Annotated in this window: 14 protein-coding genes; 11 read left to right on the forward strand and 3 right to left on the reverse strand. The window is 66.6% G+C overall.

The genetic code is table 11. The features are described from left to right. Positions 1-16: 16 nt before the first annotated feature. Positions 17-1,441 carry a N,N-dimethylformamidase beta subunit family domain-containing protein gene (locus FCU40_RS02755; protein WP_241693536.1) on the forward strand — a complete coding sequence of 475 codons (1,425 nt, stop codon included), beginning with the start codon at positions 17-19 and terminating at the stop codon, positions 1,439-1,441. Between the two features lie 162 nt (positions 1,442-1,603). Here FCU40_RS02755 and FCU40_RS02760 read toward each other — a convergent pair whose 3' ends face one another. After that, positions 1,604-2,878, reverse strand: coding sequence for an aminotransferase class III-fold pyridoxal phosphate-dependent enzyme (locus tag FCU40_RS02760; RefSeq protein WP_168072745.1), 1,275 nt, complete (start codon positions 2,876-2,878; stop codon positions 1,604-1,606). Between the two features lie 79 nt (positions 2,879-2,957). Between FCU40_RS02760 and FCU40_RS02765 the strand changes: the two genes are divergently transcribed. Both FCU40_RS02765 and FCU40_RS02770 read left to right on the forward strand, forming a co-directional pair. Then, positions 2,958-3,905: a carbohydrate kinase family protein gene (locus tag FCU40_RS02765; protein ID WP_168072746.1), complete on the forward strand. Its 948-nt coding sequence runs from the start codon at positions 2,958-2,960 to the stop codon at positions 3,903-3,905. Next, positions 3,905-4,555 carry a class II aldolase/adducin family protein gene (locus FCU40_RS02770; protein ID WP_168072748.1) on the forward strand — a complete coding sequence of 217 codons (651 nt, stop codon included), beginning with the start codon at positions 3,905-3,907 and terminating at the stop codon, positions 4,553-4,555. Before FCU40_RS02765 ends, FCU40_RS02770 begins: the two co-directional genes overlap by 1 nt. Positions 4,556-4,624: 69 nt before the next feature. Here FCU40_RS02770 and FCU40_RS02775 read toward each other — a convergent pair whose 3' ends face one another. Both FCU40_RS02775 and FCU40_RS02780 read right to left on the reverse strand, forming a co-directional pair. Further along, on the reverse strand, positions 4,625-6,880 hold the full coding sequence (locus tag FCU40_RS02775) for a TonB-dependent receptor (RefSeq protein WP_168072750.1): 2,256 nt from the start codon (positions 6,878-6,880) through the stop codon (positions 4,625-4,627). Positions 6,881-7,125: 245 nt separating this feature from the next. After that, positions 7,126-7,779: a TetR/AcrR family transcriptional regulator gene (locus FCU40_RS02780; RefSeq protein WP_004616741.1), complete on the reverse strand. Its 654-nt coding sequence runs from the start codon at positions 7,777-7,779 to the stop codon at positions 7,126-7,128. Between the two features lie 288 nt (positions 7,780-8,067). Between FCU40_RS02780 and FCU40_RS02785 the strand changes: the two genes are divergently transcribed. The 8 genes from FCU40_RS02785 to FCU40_RS02820 all read left to right on the forward strand — a co-directional run bounded on the left by FCU40_RS02785 (position 8,068) and on the right by FCU40_RS02820 (position 19,471). Further along, positions 8,068-9,288, forward strand: a complete 1,221-nt coding sequence (locus FCU40_RS02785; protein ID WP_168072752.1) for an MFS transporter — start codon at positions 8,068-8,070, stop codon at positions 9,286-9,288. A 301-nt stretch (positions 9,289-9,589) separates the two neighbouring features. Continuing rightward, positions 9,590-11,680, forward strand: a complete 2,091-nt coding sequence (locus tag FCU40_RS02790) for a S46 family peptidase (RefSeq protein ID WP_168072754.1) — start codon at positions 9,590-9,592, stop codon at positions 11,678-11,680. A 49-nt stretch (positions 11,681-11,729) separates the two neighbouring features. Beyond that, positions 11,730-13,397: an acid phosphatase gene (gene acpA / locus FCU40_RS02795; RefSeq protein WP_168072756.1), complete on the forward strand. Its 1,668-nt coding sequence runs from the start codon at positions 11,730-11,732 to the stop codon at positions 13,395-13,397. Positions 13,398-13,591: 194 nt separating this feature from the next. After that, positions 13,592-14,815, forward strand: coding sequence for a zinc metallochaperone GTPase ZigA (gene zigA, locus FCU40_RS02800; protein WP_168072757.1), 1,224 nt, complete (start codon positions 13,592-13,594; stop codon positions 14,813-14,815). Continuing rightward, positions 14,815-14,988, forward strand: coding sequence for a hypothetical protein (locus FCU40_RS02805; protein WP_004616732.1), 174 nt, complete (start codon positions 14,815-14,817; stop codon positions 14,986-14,988). The genes zigA and FCU40_RS02805 overlap by 1 nt, the downstream gene beginning before the upstream one ends. A gap of 112 nt (positions 14,989-15,100) precedes the next feature. Further along, complete coding sequence (locus tag FCU40_RS02810) at positions 15,101-15,682, forward strand: sigma-70 family RNA polymerase sigma factor (RefSeq protein WP_168072759.1); 582 nt, start codon at positions 15,101-15,103, stop codon at positions 15,680-15,682. After that, positions 15,657-16,607, forward strand: a complete 951-nt coding sequence (locus tag FCU40_RS02815) for a FecR domain-containing protein (RefSeq protein WP_168072760.1) — start codon at positions 15,657-15,659, stop codon at positions 16,605-16,607. Before FCU40_RS02810 ends, FCU40_RS02815 begins: the two co-directional genes overlap by 26 nt. A gap of 137 nt (positions 16,608-16,744) precedes the next feature. Continuing rightward, entirely contained in the window at positions 16,745-19,471 is a 2,727-nt protein-coding gene (locus tag FCU40_RS02820; protein ID WP_241693537.1) for a TonB-dependent receptor, read from the forward strand. Positions 19,472-19,513 lie beyond the last annotated feature (42 nt).

Genomic DNA, 19,513 nt, shown 5'->3' on the forward strand with positions numbered 1-19,513 from the left:
GGCCCAGCGCCGCGCCGTGCTTGAGCTCGACGGCCTGCGAGTCGATCATCATCCGGTTCCGCCGAACGCTGATCGCGACGGCTGCGGCTGGCCCGCGGCGTTCGAGATCGAGATCGGCGAGGACTGGGCCTCGGGCTATTACGACATTGTCCTGACCGATGGAACCGGGGCCGAGGCCCATCACTTCGTCGTCGTCAAGCCGCCCGTCGGCGTGCGTCGCGCGACCGCCTTGATGGTGCTGGCCACCAACACCTACCAATCCTACAACTATTGGGGCGGCGCCAACGCCTACTCCAACGTCACGGGGCTGATGAGCGGCCAGGTTCCGTTCGTCGAGGCGATGGACCAGGCGATCGGCTTGCTGTCGACGCAGCGACCGTTCCCGCCGCTGATCGTCGCGCCGCCGCCCAATCCGCCGCGCCTGATCAACCTGCGAAAGCGCGGCTTCGAGGAAGCGCCTTGGGCCGCCGACATGGCCTGGATGGTCGAGCATCGCGCCTCGCCCTATGACGGCTCGGCCGGTTTCCTGCATAAATGGGAGCACGCTTTCGTCGCCTGGGCGGAGTCCAACGGCTACGCGCTGGATTTCGCCACGGACTACGACCTGGACGTCGAACAGGACCTCCTGGACGGCTACGCGGCCGCGCTGTTCGTCGGCCATAGCGAATACTGGTCCGGCCCCCAGCGCGACCAGGTCGAGCGGTTCGTCGACGCGGGCGGCAAGGCGGCGATCTTCTCGGGGAACAGCTGCTTCTGGAAGGTTCGCTGGGAGAACGACGGCAAGACCTATGTCTGCCACAAGTGGAAGGGTTTCGAGGCCGAGGACGTGCCGCCCGAGAAGGCCACGCACCTGTGGTCGCACCCGGCGTTCCAGCGTCCGGAGGCCGCGCTTACGGGCCTCAGCTTCGTCTTCGCCGGCTATCACCGGCTGGGCATGTGCGTGTCGCGCGGCCAGGCGGGCTTCACGATCTATGACGATCGGCACTGGGCTCTCGAGGGCTCGGACCTGTTCTATGGCGACGTGATCGGCGGCGAGCTGCCGCTGATCGGCTATGAGAGCGACGGCTGCCGCTTTCAGTTCGGCGACGACGGCCTGCCCAAGGCCGTGCCGATGCTGGGCGTGCCCGAGACCCTGGAGATCATCGGCGTCGCGCCCTGCGCGTTCGGTGAGGAGGCGGGTCGGGGCTATAGCCCGATCATCCCGCCCGAGAAGTTGGACGTTATCGCCCAGGTCACCTACGGCGACGCTAGCCCCGAGGCGCAGGCCAGGGTCATGCGCGGCCACGCCGTGCTGGCCAGCTTCAAGCGTGGCGAGGGCGAGGTGTTCAACAGCGGCACCACCGAATGGGCTCACGGCCTGGCCGCGCGCGACCCGTTCATCGAGGTCATCACCCACAATGTGCTGCGGCGCTTCGGCGTCACGCGCGCCGCCTCGGCCTGAGGCGAAGGCCGTATCGTCGACGAAAAAGAAGGGCCCCTCCGAGGAGGGGCCCTTTCCATGAGCGTTACGCCGCCGGAGACATCGCGGGAAGGGCGCTCGGGGCAAGTCCGGGCACCCGTGTCGGGCGGGCGGTCGCCCCCGCGTTTCCGCGAGGGCGGGCCGTCAATCGACCATGGAATGCAGGAAGGCCAGTTTCTCGACCGGGGGCAGGGGGCCGGCGGCCTTCAGGAGCTTGAAGGACTCATCGGCCGCCTCGACCGTGTGGTCGATGTCGGCGTCGGTCATGGCCGTGGTCATGAACATGTTGTGCCAGGGGTGGAAGTAGACGCCGCGCTTCAGCAGGGCGTTGTTCCAGAAGTAGGCCTTGGCCCCGGTGGGGTCGTCGTCGAACATGATTAGGGGCATCTGGGCCGGACCTGTCTGGCGCAGGGCGAAGCCATGGCGGCCGGCGGCCTCGTCGAGGCCCGCGCGTAAGCGCTCGCCCAGCGCGATGGTGCGTTCCAGATAATCGGTGTCGCGGATCAGCTTCAGCGTCGCGAGGGAGGCGGCCATGGGCGCGGCCGAGAACCAGAACGAGCCGGTCGCATAGATGGTCGCGGCGGCGAAGCGAGCTTTTTCGGCGCCCAGGAGGGCCGAGATGGGGTGACCGTTGGCGATCGCCTTGCCCCAGGCCGACAGATCCGGCTTGACCCCGACCAACGACCAGCTGCAGTCACGCGCCAGGCGGAAGCCGGCGCGAACGTCATCGACGATCAGCAGCGCCTCGTGCTCGTCGCACAGTTCGCGGGCGCGTCGGGCGTAGGCCGGATCAGGCAGTTCCTGGTCGACGAAGGTGTCGTGCTTGATGGGCGAGGCGAAGATGGCCGCCAGGTCCGAACCGGCCGCCTTGACCGCCGCTTCCAGGCTTTCGACGTTGTTGTATTCGTAGAACACTTGGTTGGCGCGGTCCGCTTCGGTGACGCCGTTTTTCAGCGGCGTGCACCAGGGCGCGGCGCCGTGATAGGCGCCCTTGGCCAGCACGATGGTCTTCTTGCGGGTGAAGTTGCGGGCGATCATCATCGCCATGGTCGTGGCGTCGGTGCCGTTCTTGCAGAACATCGCCCAGTCGGCGTGGCTGACCTGAGCGGTCAGGGCCTCGGCCAGTTCGACCATGGCCTGGCCCGGACCCGTCATGGTGTCGCCGCGCTTCATGCGGTCGACATAGGCCGCGTCGATCGCCTCATGCCCATAGCCGAACAGGTTCGGGCCATAGCCGCACAGGTAGTCGATGTAGCGGTTGCCATCGGTATCCCACAGATAGGCGCCTTGGGCCCGATCGTAGAACTGCGGATAGTCGTCGGGCAGCAGCATCACGGACTGGTGGCCGTACATCCCGTTGGGGATCACCGCCATGGCGCGTTCACGCAGCGCCGCATCCTTGCTGTTCGTCCAGGCCATGCCTTGTCCCCTATAAGATAGTTTTGACTATTATAATGGCCGAGGCATATTGTCTGTCAATGCATTGGGAGGACCTCTGATGAAGAAGAACGGATTGGCGTGCATCGGGCTGACGACCCTGGACGTGGTCGCCCGCGCCATAGATGAGCTGCCCAAGGTGGAGGGGACCGGCCTGATCGAAGGCATCGCCTGCGCGCCCGCCGGGACCGCGGGGGCGCCGGCGCTGCTGGCGGCGCGTTTGGGCGTGCCCAGTCGGCTGATCTCGGCGGTGGGCGACGACCTGACCGGCCGCTTTATCCGCGCGGCACTGAGCGACGCCGGCGTCGATGTCTCCGACCTGGAGACCTTGCCAGGCCTGCCTAGCTCGACGACCCTGCTGGCCGTCTCGTCCAGCGGCGTGCGTCCTGGCTTCCATGCCCTGGGCGCGGGCATGCTGGCCCGGGTCACGCCAGGCGCTCTCCAGGCGGCCTCGGAGGTCGGCTTCCTGCACTATGGCGGCGTCGGCGGTCCCAAGCTCGATGGCGGCGAAGGGCTCTCGATCGTTCAAGCGGCCTCGCGCGCGGGCGCTGTGGTCACTTGCGACCTGATCGCGCCGCAGCCTTCGGCGATCGAAGAGGTTCGGCGCTTGCTTCCCCACGTCGACTATTTCCTGCCGAGCGCCGCCGAGGCGGTGTTCCTGACTGGTCAGCAGGACCTTTTCGCCGCCGCCGAGACCTTCCGGTCCTGGGGCGCCAAGGCCTGCATCATCAAGAATGGCGGTCGGGGCTCGGTGGTCGTCCTTGACGATGTCAGCACGACCTTGCCCGCCTATGCGATCACGCCGGTCGACACGACCAGTTGCGGGGATTCCTACTGCGCCGGCTTCATCGCCGCCCTGTCACGCGGCTGGGCGCCTCTGGACGCCGCGCGCTTCGGGACGGCCACCGCCGCGCTGGTCGCCCAGGGCCTGGCCACGCTGGGCAAGGTCGAGAGCTTCGAGGCCACCGAGGCGGCGATGCGCCAGATGACCCTGAGCGAGGCGGCGTGATGAGCGGGATTCCTCAAGAAGTCGCCCTGCGCGCGCGCATGGTCGAGGTGATGCAGGCCATGGACGCACGGGGCCTCAACCGGGGCACGTCCGGCAATGTCTCGGCGCGCTGCGGTCCCGACATGCTGGTCACGCCCAGCGGCGTCCCGGCCGGGCGGCTGACCGCCGAGCACATGGTTCTGATCCGGCCCGACGGCTCCACGCCCGAAGGAGCGCTGAAGCCGTCCAGCGAATGGCGGATGCATCAGGGGATTCTCGATCGCCGTCCCGATGTCGGCGCCGTGGTCCACTGCCATTCGCGCCACGCGACGATCCTGGCCTGCGCTGGTCGGCCGATCCCGGCCATGCACTACATGGTCGCCGTCAGCGGCGGCAGCAGCGTGCCGGTCGCGCCCTACGCCACCTTCGGTTCGGTCGAGTTGGCCCAGGCGGTGGTGGAGGCGCTGGACGGCCGCTATGCCACGCTGATGGCCAATCATGGCCAGATCGTCGCCGCGCCCAATCTCGATTTCGCCCTGGCCATCGCCGAGGAGGTCGAGGAGCAAGCGGCCGTGTATTGGGGAACTCTGGCAATCGGCGGGCCCAGCCTGCTGGCCGAGGACGAAATGGACCGCATCCTGCTGCGGTTCAAATCCTACGGGCAACGCTGATCGCGGAGACGCTTAAGCCGACGAACATGTTGTAGAGCCGCCCAGCCCTCGCCGGGCGGCTCTTGTCTTCTAGTAGTGGTAGCGCAGGAACACGCCCAGGCTTCTGGGGCGGTTGTAGGTGAGGAGATCCTCGCCGAGGCTGTCGATATTCGAGATCGCGACCGTGTAGGTCTTGTCGAACAGGTTGCGGGCGAAGGCGCCGGCCTCGATCTTCTGGTCCGGGGAGCGCCAGCTGAGCTGAGCGCCGGCGATCCAGACCGCGCCCTGCGACAGGCGCGGCGCGTTCGAGTTGTCGAAATAGATCTTCGACGAATAGTTGGCGTCGACATTGGCCACGATCGAGGCGCCGTTCGCCAGGGGCGCGACCCAGGTCGCGGCGGTGTTGAACGTCACCTTGGGCGATTGCGGCAGCCAGTTGCCGGTGAAGTTGTTGCCTTCGGAGATGTAGTCGCCGTACTTGGCGTGCAGCAGCGACAGGCCAGCGGTCAGGGTCAGCGGCTGGATCGGACGAGCGGTGATCTCGGCCTCGCCGCCATAGACCTTGGAGTTGGCGGCGTTGCTGAGCACCAGCACCGTCAGGCCGTTGCGGGTCGCCTGGGCGAAAACCTGTTGGTTCTTATAGTCGTAATAAAAGCCCGACACGTTCAGGCGGACCCGACGATCGAAGAACTCCGACTTCACGCCCAGCTCATAGGCGTCGAGCGTTTCGTTCTTATAGGGCTCCATCTGGGCGGCCGTCGTGGCCATGCCGCCGAAGAAGCCGCCGCTCTTATAGCCCCGGTTATAGGTGGCGTAGACGTTGGTGTCGTCGCTCACGGCGTAGCGCAGGCCAAGACGGCCCGACACGGCCGAGAAGGTCTTGCTCTGCTTGGAGGTCAGGATGACGACGGCGCCGTCATCGGCCTGGCTCCTGTAGTCGATGGACTTGTCGTCGGCGGACCAGCGAAGACCCACCGTGCCGGTCAGCCTGTCGGTCAGCTTATAGTCGGCCTGGCCGAAGACGGCGTAGCCCTTGGTCTTCTGGGTGTAAGGATAGCCGAAGACGGCGACGCTGTTATCGAGGCTGAGGCCGGTCGGATTGTCGGGCGTTGTGAATAGCGGCCGCAGAGCGCGCAGCACGTCCTGACGGGTGTTGTCCTGAACCTGCTCGTCCATGAAGTACCCGCCGAGCACCCACTTGAAGCGCGCCGCCTCGTCGTCGGACTGAAGGCGCACCTCCTGGGTGAACTGGTGCTGACGCGACCGGTAATTGATCTCGAGCATCTGCAGGGGACTGGCGTCGGTGTTCTCGAGGTCGTTGCGGTGCGCCCACTGCCACGCCGTGACCGAGATCAGGGACATGCCGCCCAGTTTCCAGGTCGCCTGGCTGGACGCGCCGAACAGGTCGACCTTGTCCTTGCCTTCCAGATTGGCGTCCGTCGCGCGAGTATTGTTGTCGGTGTCGGCGTAGCCGAGCAGGTCGGTGCACTGGCCGCTGGAATAGGCCGAGGAGGCGCAGAAGCCGTCGGGGCCGGTGGCGGCGGCGGTCTTCGGGAACAGCGCCCTGTGCTGAGGAGCGGTGGCGTCGCCGCGATTGACGTAGCGGTTGACCTGCGCCAGCAGCTCGAAATCCGAGCTCGGCGTGTACAGCATCGAGAGACGACCCGCCCAGTGGTTGGCGGCGTTGAGGTCGTGACCGGTGACGCGATTGTAGGTGTAGCCGTCATCCTTGACGTATTGCGCGGCGGCGCGGAACGCCAGCTTGTCGGCCACGATCGGGCCGCCGACGCCGAGGTCGGCCGTGACGGCGTTGAAGCTGCCGTACTCAAGCGACGCGTCCGCGCCGAAGGTCTGGCTAGGGCGCTTGGTGGTGATGTTGATCGCGCCGCCATTGGTGTTTCGACCGTAGAGGGTGCCTTGCGGACCGCGCAGCACCTCGACCTGGGCGAGATCGAAGAAGCCCGCCATCTGGGCTAGGGGCGAGCCGATATAGACGCCATCGACATAGACGCCGACGCCGCTGGAGGCGTTCGGGTTGAAGTCGCTCAAGCCCACGCCGCGAATGTAGATCTTGGGATTGGCGGCCGCGTCGGCGGAGCTGATGCGCATCCCAGGCGCGAGGTTGTTGAGGGCCAGGACGTCCTTCACGCCGCGCGCGGCGAGGGCGTCGCCGGTCAGGGCGGTCACCGACACGGGCACGTCCTGCAGGTTTTCGGAACGCTTTTGGGCGGTGACGACGATTTCCTCGATCGCCGTGCTGTCCTGCTTGGCGGGCTGGCTCTGAGCCGCAGCCGCCCCGGCCGACAGCGCCAGAACGGCGCAGCCCAGGAACATAGACGCTTTCATGTTCTTCTCCCCATACACCCAGTACTCCGACCGGTCCCGGCCATTACGATAATAAAAACTATCGCGATGCAAGGGGGATGCGCGCAAGCCGTCGCGAGGCCGCGCGACGCGCGGCCGTCATGGCGCCCAGTTAACGGGCGAAAACTGGGTAAAAAGCGTTCGCGCGGAATTGGAAGGTCCGCTCGCGAGGTTCCGCCCGCGAGGTCGGCCATATCGATCCGGCCACGATCTGGGCCGCGCCCGGATCAGTCCTGGGCCAATTGCGACCGTCGGGGGAGGTCGAAATGGTAGCGGCCGATCATCCAGGCGACTTCCTCGATGACCATGTCCTCATCGAGCTCGGGGTCCTCGACCAGCATTTCCATGGCCGCGTAGCCCATCAGTTCGGAGACGCGCATCGACAGCTTGAGCCGTTCCTCGTCGACCGCGGGACCGTCCTGCAGTCGGAAGGCATAGATCCGATCCAGCACCGCCGTGCGCGATTGGGCGCGGACGTCCTGCAGCGGCGGCAGGGCGCGGATAGCCCTCAGGATCCAGAGCCCGCCGGGGAAGGCGCGGGTGACGGTGATGATCTCTTTCTGCAGGCGGATGTGGCTCTCCACGGCGGCGGAAAGCGTCGTCCAATGGGCGCCGCCCGCCTCGACCCAAGCGAAGACGACCTGGTCCTGGGCGTCCATCAGTCGCCGGGTCAGCTCGGTCAGAAGCGCGTACTTGTTGGGGAAGTAACGGTAGAGGGCCGGCGGAGTCAGGCCCGCCCGCTCGCAGACCAGATTGGTTGTCAGCCGCTCGAAGCCCACCTCGGCCAGGAGCTCTCCGGCGGTCGCCAGGATGGCTTCGAAGGTATTGATGCCGTTGCGCCGCGACGGTCGCGACTTGGCTTCGAGTTCGGGATTGCTCACCAGGCGTCCTTGAAGAGGGCCGCGGACCAGCGACCTCCATCGTCAGATAGCAATACCGACGCTTGAAGAGAACCTGTCGCGGCGAGGCCGCGCCCGAGAACGGTCTTGAAGCCGTCCGCCAAGCGCCGGCGGCGTGGCGGAAGAGGCGAGGTGACGCCAATGAAAGCGGCATGTCCTAGGATCATCGCTCCCAAGACCGATTGACGATGGCCTTGCGATAGCAAAAGCTAACATTAAGGCGCGCGGGCGGAGACCCGGTAAGTTTCATCCGAGCCTAGGAGGAATTTCATGTCGGCCGAGGACACCCAAGCGCGCGCGTCGAGGGCCCATGACGGCTGGATCGGTCAGCGACCGTCGGCGGCGCGGATCGCTGCCTTCCTCGCGGTTGGCTCGATCGCCCTGATCATGGCCGGCGTCCAGCCCGTGGTGCTGGGCGGGCTGGTCACCGCGGGGCGCCTCGATGTCAGCCAACTGGGCTGGAGCGTGACCATCGAGTTTCTCGCCATCGGCGTGGGCGTTGGCCTGGCAGACGCCCTGTTGCCGCCCCGCCGCCTCAAGCTGATCGGCCTGACCGCGGCGCTCGTTCTGGCCGCGATCAATTTCGCCGCGTTCGAGGTTTCCGGGCTTGGCGTCGTGGTGACGCGCGGTCTCGCGGGCTTGGCCGAGGGCGCCATTGTCTGGCTGACGACGCTGATGATCGTCCGCTCGCCGACCCCGGGACGCTGGAGCGGGGTGTTCCTGGTCAGCCAGGCGGTTCTGCAGGTCGCGTGCGCGGCCGGCATACCGATCCTGGTCTCGCCCGCGCTGGGCGCCAACGCGGGCTTCGCCACCCTGGGAGCCAGCGCCGCGCTGGCGGGGATCATCGCGCTCGTCTTGCCAGACCGCCTCGCGCCCTTGGCGGGCAACCGGAGCGACGAGCCGGTTCTGGCCGAGCCGATTCCAAAGGCGGCCTATGTCAGCCTGGCGGCGGTCTTCCTGATCTTCTCGTTCTTCATCGGCTTCCTAGCCTATGTGGAGCGGCTGGCGGGGCAGGCGGGGCTGACGCCCGTCCAGGGAGGGTTGGCCGTCGCCCTGGCCTTGGGCGCTTCGATCGCGGGCTCGGGTCTGGCGGCGGTGCTGGCCGACAAGATCGCCTATCATCGCGCCTTGCTGGTCTGCGCGCCGATCTTTCTGGCGGTGCTGGTCGGTCTGTGGGGGCTCCCCGGTTCGGGCGTCTTCTTCGTCCTCGCGGGTCTCCATGGACTGGCCTGGGGCTTCCTGCAGGCCTTGCAAGCGCCATTTGTCATCGAGTCCGATCCCTCGCGGCGCGCGGTGCTGCTCGCGCCCAGTGTTCAGGCGGTGGGCGCGGCCGCCGGCCCGATGCTCTGCTCGTTCTTCGTGACCGTCCAGGACGCGCGAGGCGTGCTGGTCGCCTCGGGCGCCTGTCTGGCCCTCTCGTTCGTGTTGGCGATAGCGCTGTGGGTCTCGCGTCGCCGTCGCCAGGCAAGGTCCGCGCTGGCCGTCGTCTGAAGGAGGGCGGGCGAGACCGCGAATGACCTCGCAAACCCGGCTTGACCAGTGGTGTTATATAGTAACATTGTTGGCCATGAGCACGATGGTTGAGGGGCGGTCTTGACGCTTGGGTTGCGATATCGAGCCGACACGGCGCGTGGCGCCGGTCAAACGCTGGCGGCCATGGCGAAGGCCTAATGGGCCTCTACCCGGCCGCTTGACGCTCAAAACGACCTCTTTCCTTGATTAATGACGGCGAGAAGGGCCTCCTCTTTCGCCTGGACCACGGCGGCTGACGCCGCTGAACGGAGACTTCGACATGCGCAATCTCTTCCTGGGCGCCAGCGCGGCCTGCCTGGCCGCTTTCGCCTCCAGCGCCGCCCTGGCGGACGAGGGCATGTGGACCTACGACAATTTCCCGGCCGCCCAGGTCAAGGCGACTTACGGCGTGACGCTGGACAAGGCCTGGCTGGATCATGTGCAGGCCAACGCCGTGCGTCTGTCGACCGGTTGCTCGGCCTCGGTGGTGTCGGCGCAAGGGCTGGTTTTGACCAACCACCACTGCGTTTCGGACTGCGCTCAGGACCTCTCGACCGCGACCAGCGACCATCTGAAGACCGGCTATGTCATCGCCAACCGCGAGGAGGAGCGCACCTGTCCGGGGATGCAGGCCGAGGTGCTGCTGTCCATCAAGGACGTGACCGACACGGTCAAGAGCGCCGCCTCGGGCAAGGCCGGCGGCGAGTTCGTCAAGGCGCGCAACGCCGCCATCGCCGACATCGAGCGCACCAACTGCGCGGGCAAGGAGGCGGTCCAGACCTGCCAAGTGGTCAACCTTTACCAGGACGGCCAGTACAAGCTCTACACGTTCCGCAAGTTCTCGGACGTCCGGCTGGTCTTCGCGCCCGAGCTGGCGACGGCCTTCTTCGGCGGCGATCCCGACAATTTCAACTTCCCGCGCTACGACCTCGATATGTCGTTCGTGCGCCTGTACGAGAACGGCAAGCCGGTCGCCACGCCGGGGCACCTCGTCTGGAATCCCGCGCCGCCGAAGGATGGCGAGCTGACCATCGTCGCGGGCAACCCCGGTACGACCAACCGTCTGCTGACCGCCGACCAGCTGGCCTTCCTGCGTGACGTCAGCTTCCCGATGACCCTGACCCAGCTGGCGGAACTGCGCGGCCGCTTGATTGAGTTCGGCAAGCGCGGTCCGGAACAGCAACGCGTCGCCAGCCACGAACTCTTCGGCATCGAGAACAGCTACAAGGTCTATGTCGGCCAGCTACAGGCCCTGTCGGGGCCGGGCTTCCTGGACGGCAAGCGCCAGGCCGACGCCGAGCTGAAAGCCAAGGTCGCCGCCGATCCCAAGCTCGCGGCCGCGACGGGCGATCCCTGGGCGAAGATCGCCGCCGTCCAGACCGAGCGCGCCGGCCTCTATGCGCCCTACGTTTTGCTGGAAGGCCGCGCGGGCTTCTTCTCGCCGCTCTACGGTTACGCCGTCGAACTGGTCCGCGCGGCCCAGGAGCGCGCCAAGCCGAACACCGAGCGCCTGCCGGAATACGCCGACGCCCGCCTGCCGCTGCTGGAAAAGGAAATCACCGACGCCAAGCCGGTCGACAAGGATCTCAACCAGCTGCAGATCGAGTTCTGGCTGCTGAAGGTGCGCGAGGTGCTGACCGCCGACGCGCCCCAGACCAAGCTGCTGCTGGGCAAGGACTCGCCCGAGACCATCGCCGCGCGGCTTTCGGGCTCGACCCTGGCCGATCCGGCCGTGCGCAAGGCGCTGTGGGACGGCGGCCTGCCGGCGATTCAGGCGTCCAAGGATCCGCTGATCCAGTACGTGCTGGCCACGGACGGCGCCGCCCGCGCGGCGCGCAAGGCCTATGAGGAGCGGGTCACCGGGCCGAGCGGGCAAGCCGCCCAGAAGATCGCGGCCGCGCGCTTCGCGGTCTATGGCGACAAGGTCTATCCGGACGCCACGTTCAGCCCCCGCCTTAGCTACGGCAAGGTGGCCGGCTGGACCTATCGCGGTCAGACGGTTCCCTACGCCACCACCTTCAAGGGGCTGTGGGAGCGCGCCACCGGCCAGGATCCGTTCGCTCTGGCGCCGCGCTGGGAAGCCGCGCGCGGAAAGCTCGCCGACGATACTGTGTTCGATTTCGTCACCACCAACGATATCACCGGCGGCAATTCCGGTTCGCCGGTCCTGAACGCCAAGGGCGAGGTGATCGGCGCGGCCTTCGACGGCAACATCCACTCGCTGGGCGGCGCCTTCGCCTATGACGGCTCGATCAACAGAACGGTCGTGGCGTCCACGGCCGCCGCGACGGAGGCTTTCGTCAAGGTCTACGGCCAGCAGGCCCTGGTCGACGAACTGCTGGGCAAGCCCTCCAAGAAGGGCGGTCGCTGACGCGCCGGAGGGCGGGTTGGGCTTGGACTTTTAAGGTTGGATCATAGTGATGCGTAAGCGTTCGACGAGCGATCAAGGCGGCGTCGCCGATGGCGGCGCGCGGGGGCGCCCTTCGCGTCGGGGCCTTCTTGGCGCGTTGGCCTTGGCCGGGGCGGGCGTGTCGGCCCAGGCCGCCGGGGCCGCGCCGACGCGGACATCCCGCGCCGAGATCGACCGCCGACTGGGCGAGGCGATCGACACGGTCGTGGTGATCTATGCCGAGAACCGGAGCTTCAACAATCTGTTCGCGGGGTTCCCGGGGCTCGAGCGGCCGCTGGCGGCCGAACCGCCCGAGCGCGTCGAACAGCGCGACCGCGATGGACGGCCCCTGGCTCACCTGCCGCCGGTCTGGGGCGGCATGGTTCCGCACGAGCAGGTCGTGGAGCACACGCGCTACAAGATCGGCGAGGCGGACCTGCCGCGCCTTCCCAACGCGCCGTTCGCCCTGGCGACGCCCAGCGGGGATCCTCTGCCGCACGGGGTCGTCACGCGCGACCTCGTGCACGCCTTCTACCAAAACCAGATGCAGATCAATGGCGGCGCCAACGACCGGTTTGTCGCCTGGGGCGACAGCGGCGCGCTGGTGATGGGCCACTATGGCGACGCGTCGGTGAACCTGCGCCTCTGGCGGTTGGCCGAGCGCTTCACGCTCTGCGACAACTTCTTCATGGGCGCGTTCGGCGGTTCGTTCCTGAATCACCAGTACCTGATCGCGGCCCGGCCGCCGTTCTACCCCGACGCCGACAAGGGCCCGGCCAAGGGGTTGCTCGCCACGGTCGAGGGGGGCGACCCCAAGGGCGCGCGGCTCAAGCCTCTGGTCGGCAGTCCGGCCAGCGCCCTGGATGGTCGGCCGCGCTTCGGGCCAAGCACGCTGACGCCGGATTTCTGGGCGGTGAACACCATGATGCCGCCCTACGCGCCCAGCGCCAGTCGCGATCCGAACGATCCTCGCCTGGCCGACGCCAAGCAGCCGTTGACCCTGCCGCCGCAAGGCCACGAGACGATCGGCGACCGGCTCTCGGCCAAGGGCGTCGAGTGGGCCTGGTACGCCGGTGCTTGGGCGCTGGCCCTCGCGGGGACCGGCGACGACGCGGCGCTGTTTCCGGCGCGGCCCAATTTTCAGGTTCACCACCAGCCGTTCAACTATTTCGCCCGCTATGCTCCGGGCGCTCCCGGACGTGGGCGGCTGCGCGACGCGGGCTTCGGCGACAGCGCTCGCACCAATCGGTTCATGGCCGACGCCCAGGCCGGGCGACTGCCGGCCGTCAGCTTCTACAAGCCGCAGGGCGATCTCAACATGCACGCCGGCTATTCGGACGTGGACGCCGGCGACCGCCACATCGCCCGCGTGATCGACGCCCTGATGAGCGGTCCGCAGTGGGCCAAGATGCTGGTCGTCGTGACCTTCGACGAGAACGGCGGCTGGTGGGATCATGTCGCGCCGCCGAAGGGGGATCGTTGGGGACCGGGAACGCGCATCCCGGCGCTCGTCGTGTCGCCCCATGCCCGACGCGGTCACGTCGACCACACGGTCTATGACACCGGCTCGATCCAACGCCTGCTGAACCGCCGGTTCGGGCTGGCGCCGTTGCCCGGCGTCGTCGCGCGGGACCAGGCGATGATCGCGGCCGGCGGCGTCGCGCCCGGTGATCTCACGCAGGCGCTGGATCTGGGCTAGCTGAAAGCGCCCGCCGCGGGCGCGCCTGGCCGCCAGAGGGGAGGCTTTGGCGGTGGTCGATCGTTGGGGGCTGCATCGAAGCGAACCCGCGGCGGGACAGAGGGTTTAAATCATATATGTTATAACATAACAATACTTGCGAGGGCGGGTTGGCGCGCGCTATCGATGTTATATTATAACATTTAGAGGCCGCCATGACCGTCGCGACAAATCCACAGTCCCGCCGCGTGGACCGGCGGCTGCCGGTCACGGTGCTCTCGGGCTTTCTTGGCGCGGGCAAGACCACGCTGCTGAACCACGTCCTGGCCAATCGCGAGGGCAAGAAGGTCGCGGTCATCGTCAACGACATGAGCGAGGTGAACATCGACGCGGCCTTGGTCGCCGAGGGCGCTGCCGACCTGTCGCGCACCGATGAAGCCCTGGTCGAGATGTCCAACGGCTGTATCTGCTGCACCTTGCGCGAGGATCTGCTGAAGGAGGTGCGCCGTCTGGCCGCCGAGCGTCGGTTCGACTACCTGCTGATCGAGTCCACGGGTATTTCGGAGCCCATGCCCGTGGCCGCCACGTTCGACTTCCGCGACGAAGACGACCAAAGCCTGTCGGACGTGGCGCGGTTGGACACGCTGGTCACGGTGGTCGACGCCTTCAATTTCCCGCGCGACTACGGGTCGCGCGATCGTCTGGCCGATCGTGGCGAGACGGCGGGGGAGGGCGATGATCGCACGGTCGTCGATCTGCTGGTCGAGCAAGTCGAATTCGCCGACGTCATCGTCCTGAACAAGACCGACCTCGTGTCCGCCGAGGACCTCGGGCGGCTCGAGGGCGTCATCGCGACCTTCAATCCGCAGGCGCGGATCGTTCGCGCGGCGCGGGGCGCTGTCGCGCTGGACGACGTGTTGGATACCGGTTTGTTCGATCCCGTTCGCGCCGAGGGCGCGGCGGGCTGGCAGAAGGCGCTGATGGGCCAGATGCTGCCCGAAACCGAGGAATATGGGATCAGCCATTTCGTCTATCGCGCCGCGAAGCCTTTTCATCCCGAGAAGCTTAAGGCGTGGCTGAATAGCGAATGGCCCGGCGTCATCCGGTCCAAGGGCTTCCTCTGGCTGGCCACTCGCCATGACCGTGTCGGCGGCTGGAGTCAGGCCGGCGCCATCACACAGTTTGGTCCGCAGGGCCGTTGGTGGGCCACGGCCCCGCGCGAGCGCTGGCCGGATGATCCGACCTGGCGCGCCGCGATCGAGAAGGTGTGGCGGCCGATACATGGCGATCGGCGCCAGGAGATCGTGCTGATCGGGCAGAATATGGATCGCGGAGCGCTGGAGAGGGGCTTCGACGCCTGCTTGGTGTCCGACTTGCAGTTCGGCTTTGGCCCCAAGGCCTGGGCCAAGCTCTCCGATCCGTTTCCCGCATGGGACTGATGGCGCCGGAGACCGACGTCGAGGATATCTATGCCGAGCCGTCCGCGGCATGGGTGGCCAAGCGGTTCGGCCTCACCTTCGATGAAGCCGAGTGGGTCTTGGTCCTCTACCGGTTCCAAGCCCTTTATCCGAACGGCCCCTTACCCGGGCGCTTCTTTTGCGAGGCCCTGTGAGGTTCCGCCGCTGACCAGATGGGCCCTAGAGACGCGAACTTTCCGCGGCCAGCGTGACGGAACCCCGGCCCTCGTGCATCTATCTCTTTAGAGTGTGCGGCGGTGAGGAGACGTGTTGGAAGGGCGGGCCCGCGTTACGATCTGGTTGGGGCGGCACATCCTTCCCCACGAAGCGGACCTGCGCGTCTGGCTCAAGCAGTCCTTCGCCAATGCTGGGGATGTCGACGACATTATCCAGGAGACCTATTGCAGGTTGGCGGCCTTGACCCAGATCGATCATATCGAGCATCCGAGGTCCTATTTCTTCCAAGCGGCGCGCAGCGTGGCGCTGGAACAGCTTCGGCGCGCGCGCGTGGTTCGGATCGAAACGGTTAGCGAGATGGAGAGCCTCAATCTCATCCTCGATGACCCTTCCGCCGAGCGTGTGGTTTCGGGTCGGCGCGAGCTTGAGCGCGTTCGGGGGCTGATCGCCGCTCTGCCGGACCGTTGTCGACGGATCATCGAAATGCGCAAGATAGAAGGCTTGCCGCAACGCGAGATCGCCCGCCGGCTGGGCGTGACCGAGAACATTGTCGAGAACGAGTCCGTGAGGGGGCTGCGCGCCATTCTCGCGGCCATCACCGAACAGGACGCTCCAGCGAGGGCGAAGAGACCGAGAGTGAGTAGTGATGGTCGATCGCGAAAGCGCCGCTGACATCGACGCCGCCGCCGCCCGATGGGTGGTCCGGGCGGACCGTGACGGGGACGATCCCGGTTTCCAGGCCGAGCTCGAGGCCTGGCTGGCCGCCGATCGTCGCCGAAGCGGCGCCTATGCGCGGGCCCAGGCGGGGTGGAAACATCTGGACCGTTCCAGCGTGCTGGCGCCGACGGTGTCCGGGGGATCGCGCCTGCGGCGGCGGAGCATCATCGCCGGGCTGGGCGCCGTGGCCGCCGGCGTGACCGCGGCGGTCGTGGTCCCGCGGCTGCTGGTCCGACGCTACGGCACCACGCTTGGCGAGATCCGGCGAGTGCCGATGGCCGATGGCTCGGTGGCGGCGATCAACACGGATTCCGAAGTGGAAGTGTCTTTGCGTCCTCGCTTGCGCGCGGTGAGGCTGGCGCGCGGCGAGGCCTGGTTCGAGGTGGCGAAAGATCCCGTCCGTCCTTTCGTGGTCGAGAGCGGGCCGGTTCGGGTTCGGGCGGTGGGCACGGCGTTCTCGGTGCGCCGACGCGAGGGCGGCAGCGATGTGCTGGTCACCGAAGGGGTGGTCGAGGTCTGGACGCGAGATGGTGGCGCGCCGCCGCGACGCGTGTCGGCCGGTGAACGGGTGTTCGCCGAGAATGACGCGGGCGTGCTGACGCCGCCGAAGGCCGACGCGGATCTAGGCCGCCAGTTGGCGTGGCGCGACGGGCAGATCGTGCTGGACGGCCAGACGCTGGCCGAGGCCGCCGCCGAGTTCAATCGCTACAACGATCGCAAGATCGAGGTGGCCGACGCGCGCTTGGCCGACAAGCGCTTTGTCGGCTGGTTCCGCATCAACGATCCCGAGGGCTTCGCCCAGGCGGCGGCGGCGACCTTCCACGGCCAAATCACTCAGCGGGAGGACGCCATCATCCTCCGAGCCGCCTCGGGATCCTGACAAATTTATCAAATTTTCTGACGGAACCTGTCTCCCGGCGCATCCCTACTATTAGGCGCTCCGAGAAGCGTCGATTTAAGCAACGCTAAGGGAGGGGGCTCATGCGGACGCAGGGCGGCCACTATAGATCCTATTTGATGCTCGCAACGAGCGCCGTGACCTTGATGGTCGCCGCTGGCGCCGAGGCCCAGGTGCGCAAGTTCGATGTTCCCGCGCAGCCAGCCACGACCGGTATCCCCCTGTTCGGCAAGCAGGCCGAGACGCAGATCCTCGCGCCGCAGAGCGCGATTCAAGGGCAGCGCGTCAGCGCGGTCCAAGGCACCTACACTGTCAGCGAGGGGCTGGAGCGGCTGCTTCGGGGGTCCAATCTGCAGGTGGTCTCCAACAACGGCCGCACTATCGTTCTCGACCAAGGCGCTCGGCCGGCGGATCCGGCCGCCGCGCCCCAGGCCGAGCCGACGACCGTGGACGAGGTCGTGGTCACCGGGATGACGTCCCGTAATCGCCCGCTGATCACGGCGTCCGCCGACATCACCTACGCCACCCGTGACGACCTCGAGCGCAAGGCGCCGCGCTCCACCGCCGATCTGTTGGAGATGGTGCCGGGGATCTTCGTCGAGGGCACGGCGGGCGAGCTTTCGAACAACTATTCGGTCCGTGGCCTGCAGGGGGGCGGTCAGCGCTTCATCCAGCTGGAGGAAGACGGCCTACCGGTCATCTACCAGGGCGGTGGCGCGGACTTCTTCTTTTCCGAGGACATCACGATCGACCGTCTCGAGGCGGTCAAGGGCGGCACGTCGGGCATTCTCACGGTCAACGGCGCTGGCGCGACCATCAACTTCATCTCCCGCAAGCCCAACTTCACCAAGGCCGAGGGCGTCGCGCGCCTGACCGGTTACAATTACGGGCTTAAGCGGGCAGACGTCTATTATAGCGCCCCGATCACGGACAAGCTGGCCTTCAACGTCGGGGGTTATATCCAGTCGAACCCCGGCGTGCGCCACAACACCTTCGACTATGACGGCTATCGCTTCAAGGCGATGCTGGAATACCGTTTCGACGGGGGCGGCTATGCGCGGCTGACCGGCAAGGTCGGCGACGTCAAGGCGGCGTACTATGCGGACCAGCCCTATGCGTATAGAAACGGCAAGCCCGGCGCGATCCCCGGCCTGGACACCCAGTTCGACAATATCGGCGGCGACGCCTTCGCCAGGCTTTCGGTCCCGGTCTCGACGGCCGTCGAGAGCGACGGATTTCGGGATTTCCGGTTCTCGGAAGGCGTGCGGGTCAAGACCAAGCAACTGCGGCTCGATATCGAGAAGCCGATCAGCGACTCTTTCGAGGTCTTCGCGCGCGCCCGCTATCTCGATCTGAGCGACGATTTCAACGGCCTGTTTCCGGGCTCGGGCACAGGCAACGCCGGCTTGGCCAGCGCGGTCGCCTATCTGACGCCGGGCGCGGGCTCGCCGATCAATGACCTGCTCACGCTGGGACAGGCCGCCTATCCGACGGCCGCGCGGTTCGGGATCAAGAACCTGCGGACCGGCGTCGTCGTCGGCGCCAACCAAGTCGCCACGCTGAACGCGCTGAACGGCAATGGCTTTCTGCAACAGACCACCCTCAACCACGACTACCAGTCGGGCCACGACCTGGCCGTCAATGTCGGAGGGCGCTGGGAGCAGCGGGGCGAGGGTTATCAAAACTCGCTGACCGCGGGTCTGCAATATTACGATGTGAGCCGCTCGCAGAACCAGTCGGCGGTCGCCTCGGTGGTCAACGATGTCCGGAACAAAAGTGACATCTACGACATCGTCGCGCTGAACAGCAGCAACGCCGTCGTCGGCACGCTGAGCGACAACGGCATGATCTCGTATGGCAATTGGGGCGCCGGGATGCGCCGCAACGAGGACAAGTCCGTCTCGGTCTACGCCAACGACGAACTGGCGATCGGTGAGAAGATCCACATCGATGGCGGCGCGCGGTGGGAAAGCGACGACGCCACCCACTTCGACGGCAACACCGCGGCGGTCAATCAGCCGGTCCAGCCCGGCGTCGTCGGCGTGGTCCGCACGGTCGGTTCGACCTTCGACGGCACCTATTCGGTGACGCGAAAGACGCGCGCCAAAGTCGCCTGGACGCTGGGGGCCAGCTATCTGTTTACGCCCAGCCTCTCGGTCTATGGCCGTTACGCCAGCGGCTTCCAGACCAACAACACCGATCCCATGACCAAGATCGAGCTGTACGAAGCCGGGGTTCGGTTCAAGCGCGGCGATCTGATCAACGCCTCGGCCACGGTGTTCCGCACCAACTTCAACAATCAGTTCTACAACTTCATCGATCCCGCCGACCCGACGAAGCAGACGAGCTTCCTGGCCGACCTGCATACCAATGGGATCGAGCTGGATGCGATGATCCGTCCCAACGCATGGTTTTCGGTCGATATCGCGGGCGTGCTCCAGAGGCCGCAGCTGAACAATCTGAGGCTGAATGGCGTGGCCCAGCCAACCTATGACGGCAACCGACCCGAGCGGACGCCTGCCCGACTCCTCACGATTACGCCGACCGTCAAGCTGCCCAACGGCCTCGGCGAGATCTACGCGCGATACAAGTACATCGGCAAGATCTACGCCGACTCCGGAAATGGCGTGGCCCTCCCGTCCTACGGCGTGACCAGTGTGGGGATCTCCCTGAACGTCAAGGACAACATCCAGGTCAGCTTCAACGCCGACAACATCTTCGACGTCGTGGGCCTGACCGAGGGCAATCCGCGCCAAGGCCAAACCCAGAACGCGGCGTCGGGTTACTTCTACGCGAGAGGCATCGCCGGCCCGACCTATGGCGGGTCGATCACCCTACGCTTCTAGGCCTGTCTGGTTTGGATGGAACCACCTAAACCAGATAAAACA

Origin of the sequence: Caulobacter sp. SSI4214 (assembly GCF_012184455.1) — a bacterium.
Classification (GTDB): domain Bacteria; phylum Pseudomonadota; class Alphaproteobacteria; order Caulobacterales; family Caulobacteraceae; genus Caulobacter; species Caulobacter vibrioides_E.

Excerpts from the sequence above, each read along its gene's own strand:
- acpA (WP_168072756.1), top strand. The coding sequence starts at position 11,730 with ATGCGTAAGCGTTCGACGAGCGATCAAGGCGGCGTCGCCGATGGCGGC.
- FCU40_RS02790 (WP_168072754.1), top strand. The coding sequence starts at position 9,590 with ATGCGCAATCTCTTCCTGGGCGCCAGCGCGGCCTGCCTGGCCGCTTTC.
- FCU40_RS02785 (WP_168072752.1), top strand. The coding sequence starts at position 8,068 with ATGTCGGCCGAGGACACCCAAGCGCGCGCGTCGAGGGCCCATGACGGC.
- FCU40_RS02765 (WP_168072746.1), top strand. The coding sequence starts at position 2,958 with ATGAAGAAGAACGGATTGGCGTGCATCGGGCTGACGACCCTGGACGTG.
- zigA (WP_168072757.1), top strand. The coding sequence starts at position 13,592 with ATGACCGTCGCGACAAATCCACAGTCCCGCCGCGTGGACCGGCGGCTG.
- FCU40_RS02815 (WP_168072760.1), top strand. The coding sequence starts at position 15,657 with ATGGTCGATCGCGAAAGCGCCGCTGACATCGACGCCGCCGCCGCCCGA.
- FCU40_RS02775 (WP_168072750.1), bottom strand. The coding sequence starts at position 6,880 with ATGAAAGCGTCTATGTTCCTGGGCTGCGCCGTTCTGGCGCTGTCGGCC.
- FCU40_RS02805 (WP_004616732.1), top strand. The coding sequence starts at position 14,815 with ATGGCGCCGGAGACCGACGTCGAGGATATCTATGCCGAGCCGTCCGCG.
- FCU40_RS02770 (WP_168072748.1), top strand. The coding sequence starts at position 3,905 with ATGAGCGGGATTCCTCAAGAAGTCGCCCTGCGCGCGCGCATGGTCGAG.
- FCU40_RS02820 (WP_241693537.1), top strand. The coding sequence starts at position 16,745 with ATGCTCGCAACGAGCGCCGTGACCTTGATGGTCGCCGCTGGCGCCGAG.
- FCU40_RS02760 (WP_168072745.1), bottom strand. The coding sequence starts at position 2,878 with ATGGCCTGGACGAACAGCAAGGATGCGGCGCTGCGTGAACGCGCCATG.